The sequence below is a fragment of the Kitasatospora sp. NPDC001683 genome (genome assembly GCF_053596495.1).
Genome location: NZ_JBSFGK010000015.1, coordinates 105,438 through 124,488 on the forward strand (window position 1 = coordinate 105,438; position 19,051 = coordinate 124,488).

Genomic DNA, 19,051 nt, shown 5'->3' on the forward strand with positions numbered 1-19,051 from the left:
GGTTCCCCCCATCGTCCGAAGCCCTCTGGTGGTTCGGAGCTACGCCAGTAACATGAGTACCCCTCATGTTCTGTCGGGAGACTGCCATGCCGGATCGTTTCGAACTACCGCTCGGCTTCCAGTGGGGCGCCGCCACCGCCGCCTACCAGATCGAGGGCGCGGTGAACGAGGACGGCCGCGGCCCCTCGGTCTGGGACACCTTCTCCGCCCGCCCCGGCGCCGTCCGGGACGGCCACACCGGTGCCGTCGCCTGCGACCACTACCACCGCTATCCCGAGGACATCGCCCTGATGAAGGGCCTCGGACTCGACGGCTACCGCTTCTCCATCGCCTGGCCCCGCGTCCTGCCCACGGGCTCCGGACCCGTGAACCCCGCCGGCCTCGCCTTCTACGACCGCCTGGTCGACGCCCTGCTCGAGGCGGACATCACCCCACTGCCCACCCTCTTCCACTGGGACCTCCCGCAAGCCCTGGAGGACACCGGCGGCTGGCTCAACCGCGACACCGCCTACCGCTTCGCCGACTACGCCACCGTCATGGCCGACCACCTCGGCGACCGCGTCCCCACCTGGATCACCCTCAACGAGCCCTTCGTCCACACCGTCTTCGGCTACGCCCTGGGTACCCACGCCCCCGGCCGCACCCTCATGTTCGAAGCCCTCCCGGCCGCCCACCACCAACTCCTCGCCCACGGGCTGGCGGCATCCCTGCTGCACGAACGCGGCCTGGAGGTGATGCTCTCCAACAACCTCACCCCCGTCTGGCCGGCCTCCTCCGCACCCGACGACCTCGCCGCCGCCGAGGCCTACGACACCCTCCACAACCGCCTGTTCACCGACCCCGTCCTCCTCGGCCGCTACCCCGACCTCTCCGCCCTCGGCGTCCCCGACGACATCTACGGCGCCGTCCACCCCGGCGACCCCGACCTCATCCACACCCCCCGCCTCGACGGCCTCGGCCTCAACTTCTACAACCCCACCCGCATCGCCGCCCCCACCACCCCCACCCTCCCCTTCGACCTCGTCGACATCCCCGAAGCCCCCCACACCGCCTTCGGCTGGCCCGTCGTCCCCGACGCCCTCCGCCAACTCCTCCGCCACCTCCACGACTCCTACGGCAAGGCCCTCCCACCCATCACCATCACCGAGAACGGCTGCTCCGTCACCGAATCCACCACCCCCGACCAGCCCCGCATCGACTACCTCGCCACCCACCTCGACGCCCTCGCCCAGGCCGTCGCCGAGGGCATCGACATCCGCGGCTACTACACCTGGTCCCTCCTCGACAACTTCGAATGGGCCGAGGGGTACCACCAGCGCTTCGGTCTCGTCCACGTCGACTTCGCGACGCAGCGGCGCACGCCGAAGGCCTCCTACGCCTGGTACCGCGACCTGATCGCCGCCCATCGTGCTCACCGTTCACAGTAGTTGGCTTCCAGTCATTGCGGACTGAATGGCCGTTCGGTAGCAGTCGAGAGACCATCCGGACGGCTCGGTTCGCAGCAGCTGGGCCTCGGACATAGGCAGAAGACAGGGTGTTCGATAAGTCCGTAGCTCGTCCCCAGTGGTTCAGCCGGGCATCGGTGAGCTCGGCCAGTACGAGGCCCTCGCGGCCCGGGCCGCGACGTCTACCGGCCGGCGCCGTCCGGGGTCCGGGTGGGCGGGGGGATGCGCAGCACCGGGAGTGCGCAGAGTGCAGCCGCCGTCGTGGCGCAGACGGCGGCCATGGCGAGGATCGTCCAGGCGGACGGGGCGCGGGCGATGCCCGCGCCGATTCCGCTCAGCTCGCCCTGCCGGTCGATGAGCCGGCGGACGAGCGGGATGGCGACGACCGATCCGACGCCGACGGTGCTCAGGGCGATGACCGTCCCGCGGACGGCGAGCACGACGGCGGACTGGCCCGGGGTGAGGCCGATCGCCCTGAGCAGGCCGAGGTCCCGGCGGCGTTCGTGGAAGCCTGCGGTGGCGGTGGTGAGCAGGTCGACCAGGCCGATGAGGGCGAGTACGAGCAGGAGGCCGACCACGCTGGCCCGCAGGGCGCCGGGTCTGGTGACCGGGCCGGTGGGGAGGCGGATCTCCGTCTGCCCGGCGAGGCCGGCGCGGGCGGGGAGGTCGCGCTGGACGGCGGCGGGGTCCTGGCCGGGGCGCAGGGTCAGTTGCCAGAAGTCCGGGTGGGTGGGGTCGCCGGGCCGGTCGAGGGTGTCGAACCCGGTGGACAGGACACGGCCGCCGTGTTCCGGTTCGAGATTGCGTCCGACGATGTGCAGGATGCGGGGGGTGCTCCCGGTGGTGAGCCGCACCCACTGGCCGACCCGGGCGCCGAGCAGGTCGAGGGCGCCCTGCCCGGCGACGGCTTCGTCGGTGGCGCGGATCGCCCGGCCCTCGACGACGGTGTACGGGTACGGCGCGTCGGTGGTGCCGACGGCGCGCAGGGTGAGTGTCGCGGACTGGCCGGGCGCGAGGGCCTGCATTTCCGTGCCCGGGTAGACGCCCTGCACGGCGCCGTCGGCGGCCAGGGCGTCGGCGAGCCGCCCGTCGCCGGGTGTCTGATCGGGGGTGGTGCGGCGGGCGGTGACGGACGGGACGGTGGCGCCGCGATCGGGCCGGGTGACGGCGTCGAGGGTCGCCCAGGTGCTCAGGGCCAGGGTGGCGGCGACGACCGGGACGGTCAGCCGCAGGGTGCTGCCGACCAGGTCCGAGCGTCGGCGCAGGACGCTGCCGAGGCCGAGCGCGAGTGCCGGGGGCAGCCGTCGGAGTGGGCCGAGCCGGACCGGTCGGGCCGTCATTGCGGGTGGTCGGGTGCCGTCGGTCGGGGGCACGGGGGTGACCCGCGAGGCCCGCAGTGCGGGCAGTGCGGCGGCGGCCCCGACGGCGAGGAGTGCGGCGGCAGCGACGGCGACGGTGGTCGCCGTGCCGCCGGGCACGGGTCCGTGGAGCGCGTCGGTCCCGCCGCCGAGGGCCGGGACGGTGTGGACGGCGATCGCGGCACCGCCGGAGCCGAGCAGGACTCCGGTGCCGGCCAGCAGGAGCTGTTCAACGATGAACATCCAGGCGACCTGGCCGGCGGTGAAGCCGAGCGCCTTGAGGAGGGCGATGTCGCCCGTCCTGGTCCTGATCCGCCAGCCTGCCCCGCCGGCCACCGCCAGGGCAGCGGCGAGCAGTGCGGCGAGTCCGCTGAGTCCGAGGAGCAGGCCGGCCAGCCGGTTGTCCTGCTGCCGCGCGTCCCGCGCGTCCAGCCAGGTGGTGATCCGGGAGACCCGCCCGGCACCGAGGACGCTGACCACCCGCTGGGCCGTGTACGCGGCGTCGGAGGGACGGGCCAGGCGCAGGCCGAGGGTGAGACCCCGGGCTGCCTGGTCCGGCTGGACCAGGTCGAGGGTGTCGGGGAGTGCCCAGCCGAGGTCGTAGCCTGCGGCCTGGCTGGGCAGCTGGTCGGGGCTGTCGGCGATGCCGAGGACCTGTAGTTCGACGGCCGCGCCGTGGCTGTCGAGGACGGTCAGGTGGTCCCCGGGGTGGGCCCAGGCGGCGTCGGCCGCGGACTGTTCGAGCACGATGCCGCGGGCGTCGGCGGGGTCGAGCCAGGTGCCGGAGCGCAGCAACGGGCGGGCTGCGCCCGGGGTGTCCCCGCGCAGCACGAGCGCGGTGCGGCCGGGTGGGCCCGCGGCGGCCGCGCCGTCTGCTCGTCGGCCGACGAGTGTGGTCTCGGCGGTCTGCTGGGGTGGTGAGACGGCGAGTACGCCGGGTTCGCGGGCGAGCACGGCGGCCGAGGGTTCGTCGGTGCCGCCCCGGGCGGCCGTGGACGGGCGCAGGTCGATCCGGATGTCGGGTGATCCGGCGGCCTGGAACTGCCGCTGCCACGGGTCGGCGGCGGCGCCGAGCAGCGTGCCGGCAAGCAGGAGAGCGGCGGTGGTGCCGCCGGTGGCGAGGACGATCAGAAGCGCGTGGACGCGGTGCGAGCGCAGGTCGACGCGGATCCAGCGGAGCAGGGCACGCACCGGCTCACCCGCCGAAATCGATGATGTCGCGGACCCCGACGGCGCGCCGCGCGGCCGGGGGCTCCTCCACCCGGGCGTCGTCGGCGATCCGGCCGTCGAAGAGGCTGACGACCCGGTCGGCGGTGCTCGCCGCCCGCGCGTCGTGGGTGACCAGCACGATGGTGGTGCCCTGTTCGTGGTAGCGGCTGAGCAGGGCGAGGACGTCGCGGGTGCTGCGACTGTCGAGGTTTCCGGTGGGCTCGTCGGCGAGGAGCAGCTGCGGCCGGTTGACCAGCGCGCGGGCCAGGGCGACGCGCTGGCGCTCACCGCCGGAGAGCTCGCCGGGCCCGGCGGTGGCCTTGTGGGCGAGGCCGAGGTCCTGAAGGAGTTCCTCGCGGCGTTCGCGGGCGGTGCGGCCGGACATGCCCGCGAGCACCGCGGTCAGCTCGATGTTGTCAGCGACGGAGAAATCGGGGAGCAGGTTGCCGCTCTGGAAGACGATGCCGTAGTGCCGGCGGCGCAGGCGGGCCCAGGCGGACTCCTTCAGGCGGTCGACCCGGCGGCCGTCGAGCCACAGCTCGCCCTCGTCGGGCCGCAGCAGGCCGGCGAGGAGGTGCAGCAGGGTGGACTTGCCGGCGCCCGAGGGGCCGGTGACGGCGACGAACTCGCCCCGGTCGATCCGCAGGCTGATGCCGCGGACCGCGGGTATCAGGGTCGAGCCGCTCAGGTGCGAGCGCACCACGGACTCGGCGGCCAGCAGCGGCGGCATCGGTGGCGGTATCGGCTCCGGGCCGGTCACGTGAGCTCCTCCTGGCAACGCTCCAGCCAGTCGAGGTCGGCCTGCAGGTGCAGGACGGCGCCCTCGATCAGCAGCAGCGAGGTCCGGTTGCCGCGCTCGGTGGCGGCCAGCTTGTTGAGTCCGCGCATCGTGTTGATGCAGTGCCGGCGCTGGTTGTTGATCAGCGTCAGCCGGTCGGCGAGGTCGGTGCCTTCGGCCAGGATCAGCTTCATGAAGAACTCGTCCCTGACGCGGGGCCCCTCGGTGGGCGCCTCGAACCAGCCGGCGAGTTCCTCGGTGCCCTTCTCCGTGATCTCGTAGACCTTCTTGTCCGGCCTGCCCTCCTGCGCCACCTCGGTGCCGCGGATCAGTCCGGACTTCTCCAGTCGGCTCAGGGTCACGTAGATCTGGCCGATGTTCGGCTGAGGGTACGCCGCGCCGAAGGTCTGCTCAAGCCCCTGCTTGAGCTCGTACCCGTAGGCGGGCTGCCGGGCCAGCAGCGCCAGCAGCTGATGGCGCACCGGGCGTCACCTCTTCCCTCTCGTGCCTGTTCGCTGGTTACACCTCGGTCACACAGTACGGGCAGGCGGGCCCCCACCAGCAGGGAGGCCGTATAAAGGGACGTGCGTCGGCCCCCACCCGTGCCGGCGGACCGAAGGAGCTCCATGGAAGACCGGCCGCCCACCGGGCCCGACGCGGGCCGTCGGCGCGTGGTGCGCGCGCTGGTGGGCGGGGCGGCGGTGCTCGCGGCCGGGGGCGCGTCCGCCTGGTACGGCCTGGTCGGCGGTGCGCAGGCGATGGGCGACCAGGAGGGCGTCGGGCCGGTCACGCTCGCCACCGGCCGGGACACCACCGGCTACCTGCGCGGGCTGCTGGCCGACTGGAACGCCGAGCACCCGGACCAGCCGGCCGAACTGGTCGAGCTGCCGGAGGCGGCGGACGAGGTGCACGCCCAGCTTGCCGGAGAGCTGTCGGCCGGCGGCAGCCGCTTCGACGTGCTCAACCTCGACGTGGTGTGGACGGCCGAGTTCGCGGCCCGGCGCTGGACCGTGCCGCTGGACGAGTCGGACTTCGCACTGGGCAGCTTGCTGCCGCCGGTCGTCCGGACCGGTCAATTCGACGGGCGGCTGTACGCGGTACCGTTCGTCGCCAACGCCGCCCTGCTGTACTACCGCAGCGACGTGCTGGACGCCGCCGGCGAGCAACCGCCCACCACCTGGGCCGACCTGGCACGGCAGGCACGGACACTGGCCCCCGCGCACGGGCTGTCCGGGTACGCGGGGCAGCTGAGCCCGTACGAGGGACTCGCCGTCAACGCCCTGGAGGCGATCCGCTCGGCCGGCGGGGACCTGCTCGCCGGAGACGGAACCGTGGTGGTCGACAGCCCGCAGGCCCGGGCCGGCCTGGAGTTTCTGGCCGGCGGCGTGCGCGAGGGCTGGATCCCGCGCGAGGCGCTCGGCTACCAGGAGGAGGAGTCCCGCGAGGCCTTCGGCCGGGGCGGCCTGCTCTTCCTGCGGAACTGGCCGTACGTCTACCACGCGGTCGGCGCCGCCGGTTCCCCCGTGGAGGGGCGGTTCGGCGTGGTGCCGCTGCCCGGCCCGAACAGGCCCGGCAGCGGTGTGCTGGGCGGCTCGGGGCTGGCGGTCAGCCGGTTCTCCCGGCGCCAGCGCACCGCGCGGCAACTGATCGGCTACCTGACGAGCCGCCGGGCGCAGTCCCGCGTGCTGACCGAGGGCGGGCTGCCACCGGTCTGGGCCGACCTCTACGCGGACCCGGACCTGACGGCCCGGTTCCCGTACCTGCCCGTGCTGCGCACGGCGATCCTGGCGGCCGGGGCGCGCCCCGGCGTGCCGCAGTACCAGCAGCTGAGCCTCGCGTTCAGCGAGACGGCGTTCGAGGTCGTGTCGGGCCGTCGGCCCGCCGGGGCGGCGCTGCCCCGGCTGGCTGCGGAGCTGCGCGCCGTCGTCGGCTGAGTCGACGCCGACGACGGCCCGTGGGCGGTCAGCCCCTGCTTCGCGAGGCCTTACCCGCGAGTACATAACAGGTATCTATCTCTGACCTCGATGCATCGCCGTGTAACTCCTGGGAAACTCCATCAAACAAGGGCTTAACAGTGCTGGCATCTGCCTGCTATACCTAACGCGAATGCATAACCGTTGGAGTAGCGAGATGCTCAACCCCACCCTCGCCGACGGCGACGCGGTCACCCTGCCGCGCGCTCGTTCGCACGCCCCTACCACCCCCGCCGCCCGTGCCTGGTGGCGCGACGCCGTGATCTACCAGATCTACGTGCGCAGCTTCCGTGACGCCGACGGCGACGGCGTCGGCGACCTCGCCGGCGTCCGGGAACAGCTGCACCACGTGCGGCAGCTGGGCGCCGACGGCGTCTGGCTCAACCCGTTCTACGTCTCGCCCCAGCACGACCACGGCTACGACATCGCCGACCACTGCGCCGTCGACCCCGTCTACGGCGACCTCGCCGAGTTCGACCGCCTGATGGCGGACTGCGGGCTGCTCGGTCTCAAGCTGGTCCTGGACGTCGTCCCCAACCACTGCTCAAGTGATCACCCGTGGTTCCAGAAGGCTCTGGCCAACGGCCCCGGCAGTCCCGAGCGGGCGCGGTTCCACTTCGCCGACGGGCGCGGCCAGGACGGGGAACTCCCGCCCAACAACTGGCGGGCCATGTTCGGCGGCCCGGCCTGGACCAGGATCACCGAGGCCGACGGCCGGCCCGGCCAGTGGTACCTCCACCTGTTCACCCCCGAGCAGCCCGACTTCAACTGGCGCAACCCCGATGTCGCCGTCCACTTCGAGGAGGTGCTGCGGTTCTGGCTCGACCGCGGCGTCGACGGCTTCCGGATCGACGTGGCAGCCGGGCTGTACAAGCATCCGGAACTGCCGGACTCGCCCGACCCGGACGTGGACGAGCGCACCCGCGACTCGGTCAACCCACTGGCCTGGAACCAGCCGGAGGTGCACGACATCTGGCGGCGGTGGCGTGCCATCTGCGAGCAGTACACCGCCCGCGACGGCCGTGAACGGCTGCTGGTCGGCGAGGCCTCCGTGCCCACGCCGGCGGAGCAGGCGCTGTACGTGCGGCCCGACGAACTGCACCAAGCCTTCTTCTTCCACCTGCTGCACGCGCCGTGGGACCTTGCGCACTTCCACCGGGTCATCGACGACGCCGTACGGGACATCACCGGCACCGGGTCGACCGTCACCTGGGTGCTCAACAACCACGACCAGGTCCGCACGGTGAGCCGGTTCGCGGGGGAGGACCCGGCCTCCGGCCCCGCCCGCGCCAAGGCCGCCGCCCTGCTGATGCTGGCCCTGCCCGGAGCCGTCTACATCTACCAGGGCGAGGAACTCGGGCTGCCCGAAGTCCTCGACCTGCCGGACGAGTCGATCACCGACCCGATCTTCCGCCGGACCGGTAGCCGCACCGGGATCCGCGACGGCTGCCGGATACCGCTGCCGTGGTCGGGCACCGGGGCCCCGTTCGGCTTCAGCCCGCCGGACAGCCCGGCCGCCCCCTGGCTCCCGCAGCCGGACTCCTTCGCCGCCCACACGGCCGAGCGGCAGCGGGCCGACACCGGATCCGTCTTCCACCTGTACCGAACCGCCCTCCAACTGCGTCGTGAACTCCCGCAGCTGGGCGAGGGGACACTGCGGTGGCTGGAGACCCCGCAGGGGGTCCTCGCGTTCGTCCGCGGCGAGGGCCTGGTGTGCGCCGTCAACTTCGGCGACACCCCAGCGCCGGCTCCGGTCGCCGGTCCGCCCCTGCTGGCCAGCAGTCCGTGCGTCGACGGCCTCCTGCCGCCCGCAACCGCCGCCTGGTGGATCAACCACACTGCTGCCAGCAATATCTGACTGGGCATCACATCCGAAACCCGACCCGCCTCACGGAAGAAGACTCGACGATGAGACTCCGTAGCGCTCTCCCCACCCTGGCCGCCTCCGTCGTGCTGGCCGCCACCGCAACCGCCTGCGGCAGCGGAGGAGGCGGCACCGCCGCCGACTCCGCCACCCAGGGACTCAAGGGACAGACCCTGACCGTCGCCGCCGTGTGGAGCGGCACCGAGCAGGAGAACTTCAAGAAGGTGCTGGACGCCTTCACCGCGAAGACCGGTGCCACCGTCAGCTACACCTCCACCGGTGACAACCTCTCCACCGTGGTCGGCAGCAAGATCGAGGGTGGTGACCCGATGGACGTGGTCATGGTCGCCCAGCCCGGCGTGATCAAGCAGTTCGCCGACAAAGGCTGGCTGGCGCCGCTCTCACCCGCCGTCACCGACGCCGCGAAGAAGAACTACGCCGGCATCTGGTCCAGCCTCGGCACCGTCAACGGCACCCAGTACGGCCTCTACTTCAAGGCCGCCGACAAGTCGACCGTCTGGTACAGCCCCACCGCCTTCGAGAACGCCGGCGTCCAGCCCCCGACCACCTTCGACGACCTGCTGAAGGCCGGCCGCACGCTCGCCGACTCCGGCACTCCGGCCTTCACCGTCGGCGGCCAGGCCGGCTGGACCCTGACCGACTGGTTCGAGAACGTCTACCTCTCCCAGGCCGGACCGGAGCTCTACGACAAGCTCACCCGGCACGAGATCCCGTGGACCGACCCGTCGGTCCTCAAGGCCCTGACCACCCTCGGCAAGGTCTTCGGCGACAAGCAACTCGTCGCCGGTGGCGGGCAGGGCGCCCTGCAGACCGACTTCCCCACCTCCGTTCAGCAGGTCTTCGGCGCACAGCCCAAGGCCGCCATGACCCATGAGGGCGACTTCGTGGGAGGTGTCATCGCCTCCGAACTGAAGAAGCAGGTCGGCACCGACGCCAAGGTCTTCCCCTTCCCCGCCGTGGACGGCGGCAAGGCCCCGGTGATGGGCGCGGGCGACGCGGCGGTCGTCCTCAAGGGTGCCAAGCACCCCGAGGCCGCGCAGAAGTTCGTCGAGTTCCTGGCCGGCCCCGAGGCCGCGACCGTCTGGGCGAAGGCCGGCGGCTTCATCTCGCCCAACAAGTCGGTCGACCCGTCCGTCTACCCCGACGACACCACCCGGCAGTTCGCCAAGTCGGTGATCGACGCCGGCGACACCTTCCGCTTCGACATGTCGGACCAGGCCCCCGCCGCGTTCGGCGGCACCGCGGGCCAGGGCGAGTGGAAGGACCTCCAGGACTTCCTCGCCAACCCCTCCGACGTCCAGGGCGCCGCGGCCAGGCTCGAAGCCGACGCGGCCAAGGCCTACAAGGGCTGATCCACCATGTCTCTGCGCTCGCCCCGCAGCGGCCGGGCATCCGGTGGCGCCCTCCGGCGCCACCGGGGCCTCGCCCTGCTCTTCGTCCTGCCCGCCCTGTTGCTGCTCGGCGCCCTCGTCGTCTACCCCATCGGCTATTCGGTGGCCCGCAGCCTCTTCGACGCCTCCGGCCACCGCTTCGTCGGACTCGACAACTACGGCACCGCCTTCACCGACCACGCCACCCTCACCGCCGTGCGCAACAACGCGATCTGGGTCGCCGTCGCCCCGGCGCTGGTGACCGCCATCGGACTGGTGTTCGCGGTGCTCACCGAGAAGATCCGCTGGGCCACCGCGTTCAAGCTGCTCGTCTTCATGCCGATGGCGATCTCCTTCCTCGCCGCCGGGATCATCTTCCGCACGGTGTACGACGCGGACCCGCACCGCGGCGTGCTCAACGCCGCCGCGGTCGCCGTCCACGACACGTTCAACGACCGGCCGACCTACCCGGGCGCCCACCCACGCCCCAGCACGGGCCTCGACCAAGCCCAGGACGGCGACGTCACGGCGCCCACCAGCACGCGCGTCGTGCTGCTGCCGCTGGTCGGCGTGCAGCCCGGAGCGCTCCCGGCCACTGCCCGGACGGCCCAGGAGCCGGCCGGTGGTGACGGGGTCAGCGGCACGGTGTTCCTGGACTTCGTTCCCGGCGGCGGCCACCCCGGCCGGCTCGACGCCGGGAAGAAGGGCCTGCCCGGCGTCACCGTCCAACTCCGGGACGGTGGAAGGACGGTCGCCACCACGACCACGGCCGACGACGGAACCTTCCGCTTCGGCGCAGCCCCCTCCGCCACCACCTCGGTGGTGATGCCGGCCGCGAACTTCGCCGCCCCCTACCGCGGCATCGACTGGCTCGGCCCTGCGTTCATCACTCCGGCCGTCATCGGCGCCTACATCTGGATCTGGGCCGGCTTCGCCATGGTCATCATCGCCGGGGGCCTCGCCAACCTGCCCCGCGAGACCATCGAGGCGGCCAGGATCGACGGCGCCGGCGAATGGCAGATCCTCCGCCGCATCACCGTGCCCCAACTCGCCCCGGTCCTCGGCGTCGTGTTCATCACCATGGTCATCAACGTGATGAAGATCTTCGACCTCGTGTACATCATCGCACCCGGACCGGTGCAGCAGGACGCGAGCGTGCTCGCGCTCCGGCTCTACCTGGTCTCCTTCGGCGGCGGCAACGACCAGGGCCTCGGCAGCGCACTCAGCGTCCTGCTGCTGCTCCTCGTCGTGCCGGTGATGCTTCTCAACGTCCGACGCTTCCGAGGGAGCCGCGCATGACCACCACCCAGGCGGCCCAGTCCACCCCCACCACCGTGCCCGCACCGGTGCCCGCCGGCCGGCCCACCCTGCCGCTCACGACCCGGCTCGCCGCCCTCACCCGGAGCGGCCTCGTCCAGGCCGTGCTGACCGTGGCCGCCGTTGCCTGGCTGGTGCCCACCGTCGGCCTGCTGGTCTCCTCGCTGCGCCCCAAGCAGGTCGCCGTCACCGGAGGCTGGTGGACGGCCGTGACCGAGCCCGCCCAGCTCACCCTGCAGAACTACACCGCGCTGCTCGGCGGCGGTGACGTCCCCAAGGCGCTGTGGAACACCGTGCTCATCAGCGTCCCGGCGACCCTGCTGACCGTAGCCCTCGCCGCGGGCGCCGGCTACGCCTTCGCCTGGATGCGCTTCCCCGGCCGGGACGCCGTCTTCCTCGGCGTGGTCGGACTGCTGGTCGTCCCCGTCCAGGTCGGGCTCATCCCGGTCGCCAAACTGGAGGGTGCCGTCGGGGTGTTCGGCACCATCCCGGGCGTCGTTCTATTCCACGTCGGCTACGGGCTGCCGTTCGCCGTGTTCCTGATGCGCAACCACTTCCTGGAGATCCCCGCCGAACTCCTGGAGGCGGCGCGGATGGACGGCTGCGGGGAGTGGCGGACCTTCCGTACCCTCGCCCTGCCGCTCGCCGCACCGGCTGTCGCCTCGCTGTGCATCTTCCAGTTCCTCTGGGTCTGGAACGACATGCTGGTCGCGCTGATCTTCGCCGGCAACGACTCGCAGCCGCTGACCGTCTACCTGCAGTCCCAGATGCGGCAGTTCGGCAGCAACATGGACATCCTCGCACCCGGCGCGTTCCTGTCCCTGCTGGTCCCCGTGGTGGTGTTCCTCTGCTTCCAACGGTTCTTCATCCAGGGCGCCATGGCCGGATCCGTGAAGTGACCCCGGGGGGCGGCGACGGGCGGGCGAGGTCGAGCAGCCGCTGGGTGTCCGCCTTCGGCATGTCGGGGGGCGACGGCGTCGCAGCAGCTGTGCCCAGAGACTGCGCAAAAGACAGGATGTTCGACATGTCCGCAGCTCATCGCCAACGGTTCAGCCGTGGGCCGGTCGTGCTGGAACTGGAGCCATGCGGCTCCGGAAGCGCTCACCGACGCGCGCTCACCCGGTAGGAGTTCCGCGCCGAGGAGCGGGCGGGGGTCAGGCGACGAAGGACATCTCCGGGTAGTCGGCTGACGGACCGTCGAGCAGGCCGTGGTCGCTGCGGTGCCGCAGGTGAAGATTGAAGAAGGCTGCCAGGTAGGCGGATTGGGCACGAAGTAAGCGGCACGGGTCGACAGTGCCGACGGTGTCGGCCAGGGCACTGGCGGGGAGGCGGCCGGCGGCGGCGAGCGTGGGCAGCAAACCCTGGAGTTCGGTGTAGGAGTAGTGGCCGGCGGTGGCGAGCTGGAAGTTGCGGTGCCAGCCCCGCAGGTGCTGCCACATGTCGGTCAGCGCAGGGCTGGTGTGGTTGCCGAGGGCGCTGTCCAGCAGCAGGAACGGGCGATCCAGGCCCTCCTCGACCACCGAACCGACCGCACCGTTCGGGCCGGGGCCGAAGCGGACCGCGCCGCCTTCGTCAACCGAGTGTTCGTCAGCTTCATGTCCTGAACCCTAGGGAGCAGCCGGACACCCGGACATCCTCCCTCGGGTGCGGGCACCTCCCCCGGCAGAGGGAACTGTCCGGGAAGTCATCAGCGGCTCGGGGACACCCGCTCCTGGAGCTCGCCCTGGCTGGTCGACCTGCTGGCGAAGGTGCCCGCCCGCCCTGACCACGACGGCCGGCCGCCGCTGGTCCTGGACCATGTTCCGCAGGCGGCGGCACGGGATCTTCCGCGTTGCGAGAAGCCAATCGGCCAGCGCGACACGCCGAATACAATGACACCCTGTTCGACGGGCCGAGGGCTACCACCAACGCTTCGGCCTCGTCCACGTCGACTTCACCACCCAGCGCCGCACCCCGAAGGCCTCCTACACCTGGTACCGCGACCTGATCGCCGCCCACCGGGCGCGAAATGCGAAGTAGCGGTTGGGAACTGCGTTGCGAGATCGCTGAGTTGGGAAAGCTCGCGACTGTCGGTCGAGTCTCCCCGGAGGAGCGGGCCGCCCGGTAATGCGAGTACGGGGAGCTCGGCGTCCCGGTCTTCCCATGCGGACCGTCGGAGGATCACGACGGTCCGGCGCAGCGAGCGCTGGCCGATCTGTGGTCGCGCACCGCGTCCCGGATGCCGGGTGACTGGCGTCGGCGGTTCCGCGTGAGCAGCCAGGCGGTCCTCGTGCCTGTTCGGCGGGCCGAGGGCTATCGCCAGCGCCTCGGCCTCGGGACCGGCTTCCCACTCCGCACTCATGGCTGTCCGGCCGTTCCGGGCATCGAGGACCGCTCGGTGCGGCTGGCGGTGAGGAGTTCGGCGAGGGCGCGGACGTCGAAGCCGGTGGCGCCGGCGGGCCATTCGGCGTCGTCGGTGTCGGAGAGGGCGGTGCCCTGGATGTCGAGGTGCCCAGGGGATGTCGGGCGGGACGAATTCGCGCAGGAAGTGGCCGGCCAGCAGGGCGGTGCCGTGCCGGGTGCCGAGGGTGTAGTCGACCAGGTCCGCGATCCGGGAGCGGAGTCGGGGCCGGTACGCATCGGGGAGCGGTAGTGGCCAGAGCGGTTCGCCGGCTCGGGTGGCGGCTGCGCGCAGGCGGTCGATCAGGGCGTCGTCGGTGTCCATCACTGCGGCGACCCGGCGGCCGAGGGCGATCGCGGCGGCATCGGTGAGGGGTGGCGGTGTCGATGATCGCCTGTGGCCCGGTCTCTGCGGCCAGTCCGGCGGCCACCAGCAACGGCCAGGCGCCGGAGCGGCCCCGGGCTGCGGCGGCCGGGCCGTCCGGCTCCCGCATCCGCAGGCGCAGCGCGAGCAGCACCGCCGCGGAGAGCGCGTAGCTGGACGCGTACCGCCGATTGACGGCGACTCGCCGAGGCCGCCTGCCGTGCCACTTGGGTGCCGGCCACCACGGCGCCCATGACGTCTCAACTCCCCGGTTGCGTGAGGGCTGTCATGATTGCCTCATCAACCCTCCACGGGCAAGAGGCAGTTCATGAGAACACTCGGACCGGGCCATGAGCCGGGCGAGGGCCGGGTGAGTCAGGCCGCCGGTGCGGCGGGATCGGAGCCGGGGCCGGGGCCGGGGTCGGGGTCGGGGTCGGGGGTGCAGGTTCGGATTTCGCGGATGATGCGGGCGGCCCAGTCGGCGGGCCGATCGTGGCCGAGGAGTCGGGAGAGCCGGTTCATGCGGGAGCGGCGTTCGGCGGGGGTGAGGTCGAGGGCGCGGGCGAGGACGGTGCTGAGGTCGTCGCGGGAGTGGGGGTCGGTGAGGAGGGCGGCCAGGCCGAGTTCGGTGGCGGCGCCGGCGTGCCGGGAGAGGACCAGGACGCCCGGACCGCCGGGAGGGTGGGGGAGGGCGCTCTGGGCGGCGGTGAACTCCTTGGCGGTGAGGTTCATCCCGTCCTGGAGGGAGGTCACCCAGAGGACGTCGGCCGCCAGGTACTCGTCGATGACCTCGGCGGCGGACAGGCTGCGGGGGAAGTAGTCGACCGGCTGCCAATTCCGCTGCCGCCACGCGGCGTTGACGTCGGTGATGCGCTGCTCGAGGTGGCTGCGGGTGGCGTCGTAGGCGGTGATGCCGGGTTCCGGCGGCGGGCAGACGAGCCGGAAGGTGAGCCGGCCGCGCAGCTCGGGCCGCACGGAGAGCAGGTGGTCGATGGCGTCGACCTTCTGGACCGGGGCCTTGGCGTAGTCGAGGCGTTCGATCGACAGCACCAGCCGGCCGGTGGCCGGACGGCGGTGCGGCGCGCGGAGGCGGGCGAGCTCCTCGACGGACGGCCGGTCGATCCCGAGCGGGTGGACGGCCGCGCGCGGCGGATCGGGCAGGCCGGCGAGGGTCCGGCGGAAGTGCTCCGCGAAGCCCTCGGTGTGGAAGCCCGCCCAGTCGAGGCAGCCCAGTGAGCGGCGCAGCTCGTCGGCGACCGGGAGGGTGGCGAACACCTCGGGGGCCGGGAAGGGGGTGTGGTGGAAGAGCCCGGTCCGGAGGTCGGGCCGGAGGCGGCGCAGCAGACCGGGAACGAGCCAGAGGTTGTAGTCGTGGAGCCAGACGGTGGCGCCGGGCGCGGCCTGGGCGCTGATGTGCTCGGCGAAGCGCGCGTTGACCGTGCGGTAGTCGGCCCAGGCCCGTTCGTCGTGGACGGCGCGGTCCGGCTCGGACATCAGCACCGGCCACAGCGTCTCCTTGCACGCACGGTGGAAGTATCCGTCCCAGATGGCGGTGGACAGCGGTACGGGGGACAGCGGCAGGGCGGTGGGGTGCGGCAACGCGGCGAGCCGGTCGTGGCCGGTCCGGGCGGTGACCCAGACGCCCGACAGTCCGTCGGCGAAGGCGCTGCTCAGGGTGGGCAGGATGCCGTTGGGACTGCGGGGCGGCTGCCAGCTCTCGCCGTTCCAGTGGAGTGGGGGGCGGTGGTAGGCCACCACGAGGGAGTGTGGGCCGGGGGCGGGGGTACGGCCGGGGGCGGGGGAGAGCCAGCCGAGTTCCTGGAGCGCCGCGTGGATGCCGCCGGCGCCGGCCCGGTCGGCTCGGTGGACGAGAGGGTCCTCGGGGAGGGCGGCGAGCAGGGCGGGTTCCGCCCCGGCGACGACCACCGCGTGGGTGCCCAGGCGGAACAGCGAGAGGTCGTTGAGGGAGTCCCCCGCGACCAGGATCCGCTCGGGCTGCCAGCCCAGCTTCGTGGCCAGGACTCGGAGGGCGTTGCCCTTGGAAGCGCTGAGCGGCAGGACGTCGAAGTAGCGGTCCGCGGAGTACACCCAGGTGCAGCCGAGGGCTTCGACGGCCGCGATGAGGTCGTCGGTGAGCGCTTCCGGGGCCAGGTGGTAGGAGCAGCGGCCGTCCTGGACGACGCCGTGCTGGTAGACCAGCGCGGGGAAGCGGCGCAGCGCGGCGCGGACCCGGTCGGGGCCCGGCCAGCCGGCACGCAGCTGTTCCTGCACCGGGTCGACGGGGGTGAGGTCGGTGCCGTCGATGACGGTGGCGCCGACGTCGGCGATGATCCACCGGGGCCGGGGGACCAGCGGATCGCGGAGCACTTCACGGATCGAGGCGAGTCCCCGGCCGGTGGCGAAGACCGGCATGACCTCGGGGTGACGGGCCAGGGCGTCCCGTAATCGGATCCGGTCGTCCTGGGTGCCGCCGAGCAAGGTGCCGTCCAGATCGGTGACCAGAATCCTCGACATCCGAGGGACGCTAACACGATCACGTCCGGCGGTGAAGTGGCCATCCCGCGTTGGCACTTGCCGGGGACGGCGGGTCGAGGTGGCCTTGGTCGGGGCGGTGGAGGAGGTGGCGGTCGAGGTCCGCGGCGTGCAGGGCTGCGCTGGAGCCGGGGCCGGTGGTGGCCGCGGCTCCGCAGAGGCTCGCCGCCGCGAGGCAGTCGGGCAGGCTCCAGCCGTTGAGCAGCCCGTGCACCAGACCGGCGTTGAAGCAGTCGCCCGCCGCCGTCGGGTCGATGCCGGCGACCCGGGAGACCGGCGGGGCGTCGTGCCGCCGGCCGTCCCGGACCGCGACGGCGCCCTGCGCGCCACGCGTGATCACGGCGGTGGGCACCAGCTCGGCGAGCGCGCCGAGCGCGCCGTCCAGGTCCCCGGCACCGGTCAGGCGCAGGGCCTCCGCGTCGTTCGGCGTGAAGACGTCGACCAGTGCGAGGGCAGCGCGTACGGCCGGATCGTCGAGCGAAGCGGGAGTGTCGTGGCAGTCCATGACCACCAGCGTGCCGAGCTGCCGCGCCGCTCGGAGATCGACCACCGTGCCGTCGTCCCAGCGGAGTTGGGGCAACACCAGGACGCGTGGGCGCAGGCGCCCGAGCAGGGGTGCGAGCGGTCGGGCATCGACCGGATCCTGGAAGCTGACCAGCGCCCGGTCGTCCGCGGAGGCGAGGGCGACGGTCAGACTCCGTACGGGGACGGGGTGGTGGCGGAAGGCGGCCTCGTCCAGTCCTTCCTGCCTGGCGCAGGACAGGACGTGGGAGGAGAACAGATCGGTGCCGAAGTCCGCGCTCCACGTCACCCGTCGCCCCAGCCGGTGCAGCGCCATCGCCAGGGTGTACGCGCCGCCCGGCACCAGGGCGAAGCCGTCGGCGAAGACCTCGGTGCCCGGTCGCACCGGCCGCGCCAGGCCGTGGAACACCAGATCCGCGAAGTACGGCCCGGCGACGAGCACTTCACACCTCTGCGCCGCTGCGTCGGTCTCCATCCGGTGAGCATACGGTCAACCGGCGGGCCGGGTCGGACGAACGCGGGGGTTGGCGCGGGGGTTGATGAGCGCCGGGTGCCGCCCAGATGCTGCGCCGTCGACCACCGGAGTGGCCGACGGCGTTGCGGGTCGGGGGAGTCGTCAGCTGTGGTCCCAGGCCACCGAGGAGTCGGTGGCGCCGCTGAGCTCCGAGGTGGTGGCCATGGTGACGCCGTCCGCAGCCATGTCGATGCTCGACGCCTTCGCAGCGCCGATGCTCTGCCCGTTGACGTCGGCACCGGTGAAGTCGTCAGTGCCGAAGTCGGCCAGCTGGAGCACACCGAAGATGCTGGACGGGGCTTCGGCGATCACCTCGGCGGACGCCAGGGCGGCGTCCTCCAGCGACTTGTTGACGGTGCGGGTCCACCCCCGGGTGGTGTTGGACAGGGTGAGCTGGAACGACCCGGCGCCGTCGGTGGTGACGCTCGCGGTGAAGTGGTCGCCGGGCTGCGCGGGGCTGCTGAAGTCGGACGGGTAGGCCGGGTACATCTCGTACCAGGCCGAGTAGACCGGGGAGCCGCTGGAGCAGTCGGCCTCGGTGCCGATCTGCTCGACCGTCTTGCTGCCGTCGCCGTCCAGCCCGACCCGGAAGCCGGACCAGGCGTCGGGGCTGGTGCAGGAGACGGACGGCTGGACCCAGCCCGCGGTGACGCTGGTGGACCGGCCGCGGGTGGCGACGTAGCCGGCCCAGTTGGCGCTGGTGCCGTGCAGCAGGCCGTCGCCGTGGTGGTGCGCGGCGATCGGAGCCTGGACGGAGGAGGAGAAGGGACGGGGACGGGGACGGCTGGCGAGCCGCCGCCGAGCAGCGTCAGCAGGGCGGTGGCGGCGACGAGGGCGTGCCGACGAGCTTTGGACATGGGGGGAGCCCGCGCACGGAGGCAAAGTCGACAGAGCATCGACAAAGAAGGCGCCGGTGGTGCGGATTGACGGGCCAAGGTGGTGCCGACGGATCCCGGATTCCCCTGGTCGGCCCTGCGCGGGCGGACGGCAGCCCGGGTTGAAGAGTTGAAGGGGAGTGAGAGACCCGCGGTCGTGGCGGAGTGGATGCTCCCGGGCGATTTGTTTCGGGCGTCGGGGAGGGGTACTGTCTCCCAGTCGCTCGGCAGGGAGCACCGGACACGCAACGGCGCGGACGGTCCCGGGGTGGCCAATCCACGAGAAACACTGCTTGTCGTTTCGGCATGCCTGTTTATCGGGATTGCGGTCGGACTCGGCTGGATTCGCTTTTCGAAGCGGAGGTCGGCTAGAGTTTGAAACGTCGGACGGGGCGTCAAGCGCCGGAAGACAGCAGCGAGTTGGATGACGAAGCCCCGGAAAACGGGGCGGAAAACGTCTGATAAGCTGGAAACGCGAAAGAACGAAGCGCCCGGAGGGCCCGCTGGAAGGCGGTCCGAAGGAAGCGTCC

Annotated in this window: 14 protein-coding genes and 2 pseudogenes; 7 read left to right on the top strand and 9 right to left on the bottom strand. The window is 72.2% G+C overall.

Features of this window, described 5'->3' with window-relative positions:
* Window positions 1-86: 86 nt before the first annotated feature.
* Window positions 87-1,427, top strand: coding sequence for a GH1 family beta-glucosidase (locus ACWCYO_RS11210; RefSeq protein WP_449784052.1), 1,341 nt, complete (start codon window positions 87-89; stop codon window positions 1,425-1,427).
* Between the two features lie 200 nt (window positions 1,428-1,627).
* On the opposite strand, the gene ACWCYO_RS11215 is transcribed toward ACWCYO_RS11210, so the two are convergent.
* From ACWCYO_RS11215 to ACWCYO_RS11225, 3 genes are read right to left on the bottom strand one after another with little or no spacing between them, the layout of a single operon-like run.
* Window positions 1,628-3,994 carry an FtsX-like permease family protein gene (locus ACWCYO_RS11215; RefSeq protein ID WP_449784053.1) on the bottom strand — a complete coding sequence of 789 codons (2,367 nt, stop codon included), beginning with the start codon at window positions 3,992-3,994 and terminating at the stop codon, window positions 1,628-1,630.
* Window positions 3,995-3,998: 4 nt separating this feature from the next.
* Window positions 3,999-4,742 carry an ABC transporter ATP-binding protein gene (locus ACWCYO_RS11220; RefSeq protein ID WP_449784065.1) on the bottom strand — a complete coding sequence of 248 codons (744 nt, stop codon included), beginning with the start codon at window positions 4,740-4,742 and terminating at the stop codon, window positions 3,999-4,001.
* 26 nt (window positions 4,743-4,768) lie between these two features.
* Window positions 4,769-5,272 carry a PadR family transcriptional regulator gene (locus ACWCYO_RS11225; RefSeq protein ID WP_270141404.1) on the bottom strand — a complete coding sequence of 168 codons (504 nt, stop codon included), beginning with the start codon at window positions 5,270-5,272 and terminating at the stop codon, window positions 4,769-4,771.
* A 144-nt stretch (window positions 5,273-5,416) separates the two neighbouring features.
* Between ACWCYO_RS11225 and ACWCYO_RS11230 the strand changes: the two genes are divergently transcribed.
* The 5 genes from ACWCYO_RS11230 (at window position 5,417) to ACWCYO_RS11250 (ending at window position 12,234) form a co-directional block, all read left to right on the top strand.
* On the top strand, window positions 5,417-6,724 hold the full coding sequence (locus ACWCYO_RS11230; protein ID WP_270141402.1) for an ABC transporter substrate-binding protein: 1,308 nt from the start codon (window positions 5,417-5,419) through the stop codon (window positions 6,722-6,724).
* 196 nt (window positions 6,725-6,920) lie between these two features.
* Entirely contained in the window at window positions 6,921-8,621 is a 1,701-nt protein-coding gene (locus ACWCYO_RS11235) for a glycoside hydrolase family 13 protein (protein WP_449784054.1), read from the top strand.
* 50 nt (window positions 8,622-8,671) lie between these two features.
* Complete coding sequence (locus ACWCYO_RS11240) at window positions 8,672-10,000, top strand: ABC transporter substrate-binding protein (RefSeq protein ID WP_270141398.1); 1,329 nt, start codon at window positions 8,672-8,674, stop codon at window positions 9,998-10,000.
* 6 nt (window positions 10,001-10,006) lie between these two features.
* Window positions 10,007-11,317, top strand: a complete 1,311-nt coding sequence (locus tag ACWCYO_RS11245; RefSeq protein WP_270141396.1) for a carbohydrate ABC transporter permease — start codon at window positions 10,007-10,009, stop codon at window positions 11,315-11,317.
* Window positions 11,314-12,234 carry a carbohydrate ABC transporter permease gene (locus ACWCYO_RS11250; RefSeq protein WP_449784055.1) on the top strand — a complete coding sequence of 307 codons (921 nt, stop codon included), beginning with the start codon at window positions 11,314-11,316 and terminating at the stop codon, window positions 12,232-12,234. Before ACWCYO_RS11245 ends, ACWCYO_RS11250 begins: the two co-directional genes overlap by 4 nt.
* A 255-nt stretch (window positions 12,235-12,489) precedes the next feature.
* On the opposite strand, the gene ACWCYO_RS11255 is transcribed toward ACWCYO_RS11250, so the two are convergent.
* Entirely contained in the window at window positions 12,490-12,855 is a 366-nt protein-coding gene (locus tag ACWCYO_RS11255) for a hypothetical protein (RefSeq protein WP_449784056.1), read from the bottom strand.
* Between the two features lie 370 nt (window positions 12,856-13,225).
* On the opposite strand from ACWCYO_RS11255, the pseudogene ACWCYO_RS11260 reads away from it, so the two are divergent.
* Window positions 13,226-13,354 (top strand): annotated as a pseudogene (locus ACWCYO_RS11260) (family 1 glycosylhydrolase); the annotation flags it as partial.
* 318 nt (window positions 13,355-13,672) lie between these two features.
* Here the strand turns inward: ACWCYO_RS11260 and ACWCYO_RS11265 are convergent.
* The 5 genes and pseudogenes from ACWCYO_RS11265 to ACWCYO_RS11285 all read right to left on the bottom strand — a co-directional run bounded on the left by ACWCYO_RS11265 (window position 13,673) and on the right by ACWCYO_RS11285 (window position 18,528).
* Window positions 13,673-13,954: a hypothetical protein gene (locus tag ACWCYO_RS11265; protein ID WP_449784066.1), complete on the bottom strand. Its 282-nt coding sequence runs from the start codon at window positions 13,952-13,954 to the stop codon at window positions 13,673-13,675.
* Window positions 13,884-14,039 (bottom strand): annotated as a pseudogene (locus tag ACWCYO_RS11270) (leucyl aminopeptidase); the annotation flags it as partial. The pseudogene ACWCYO_RS11270 and the gene ACWCYO_RS11265, both read right to left, overlap by 71 nt.
* Window positions 14,040-14,453: 414 nt before the next feature.
* On the bottom strand, window positions 14,454-16,592 hold the full coding sequence (locus ACWCYO_RS11275) for an HAD-IIB family hydrolase (protein WP_449784057.1): 2,139 nt from the start codon (window positions 16,590-16,592) through the stop codon (window positions 14,454-14,456).
* Window positions 16,593-16,611: 19 nt separating this feature from the next.
* The gene (locus tag ACWCYO_RS11280; protein ID WP_449784058.1) at window positions 16,612-17,607 is read right to left on the bottom strand and encodes a carbohydrate kinase family protein; all 996 of its coding nucleotides are present in this window, start codon (window positions 17,605-17,607) and stop codon (window positions 16,612-16,614) included.
* 141 nt (window positions 17,608-17,748) lie between these two features.
* Window positions 17,749-18,528, bottom strand: a complete 780-nt coding sequence (locus tag ACWCYO_RS11285; RefSeq protein WP_449784059.1) for a G1 family glutamic endopeptidase — start codon at window positions 18,526-18,528, stop codon at window positions 17,749-17,751.
* Window positions 18,529-19,051: the final 523 nt, after the last annotated feature.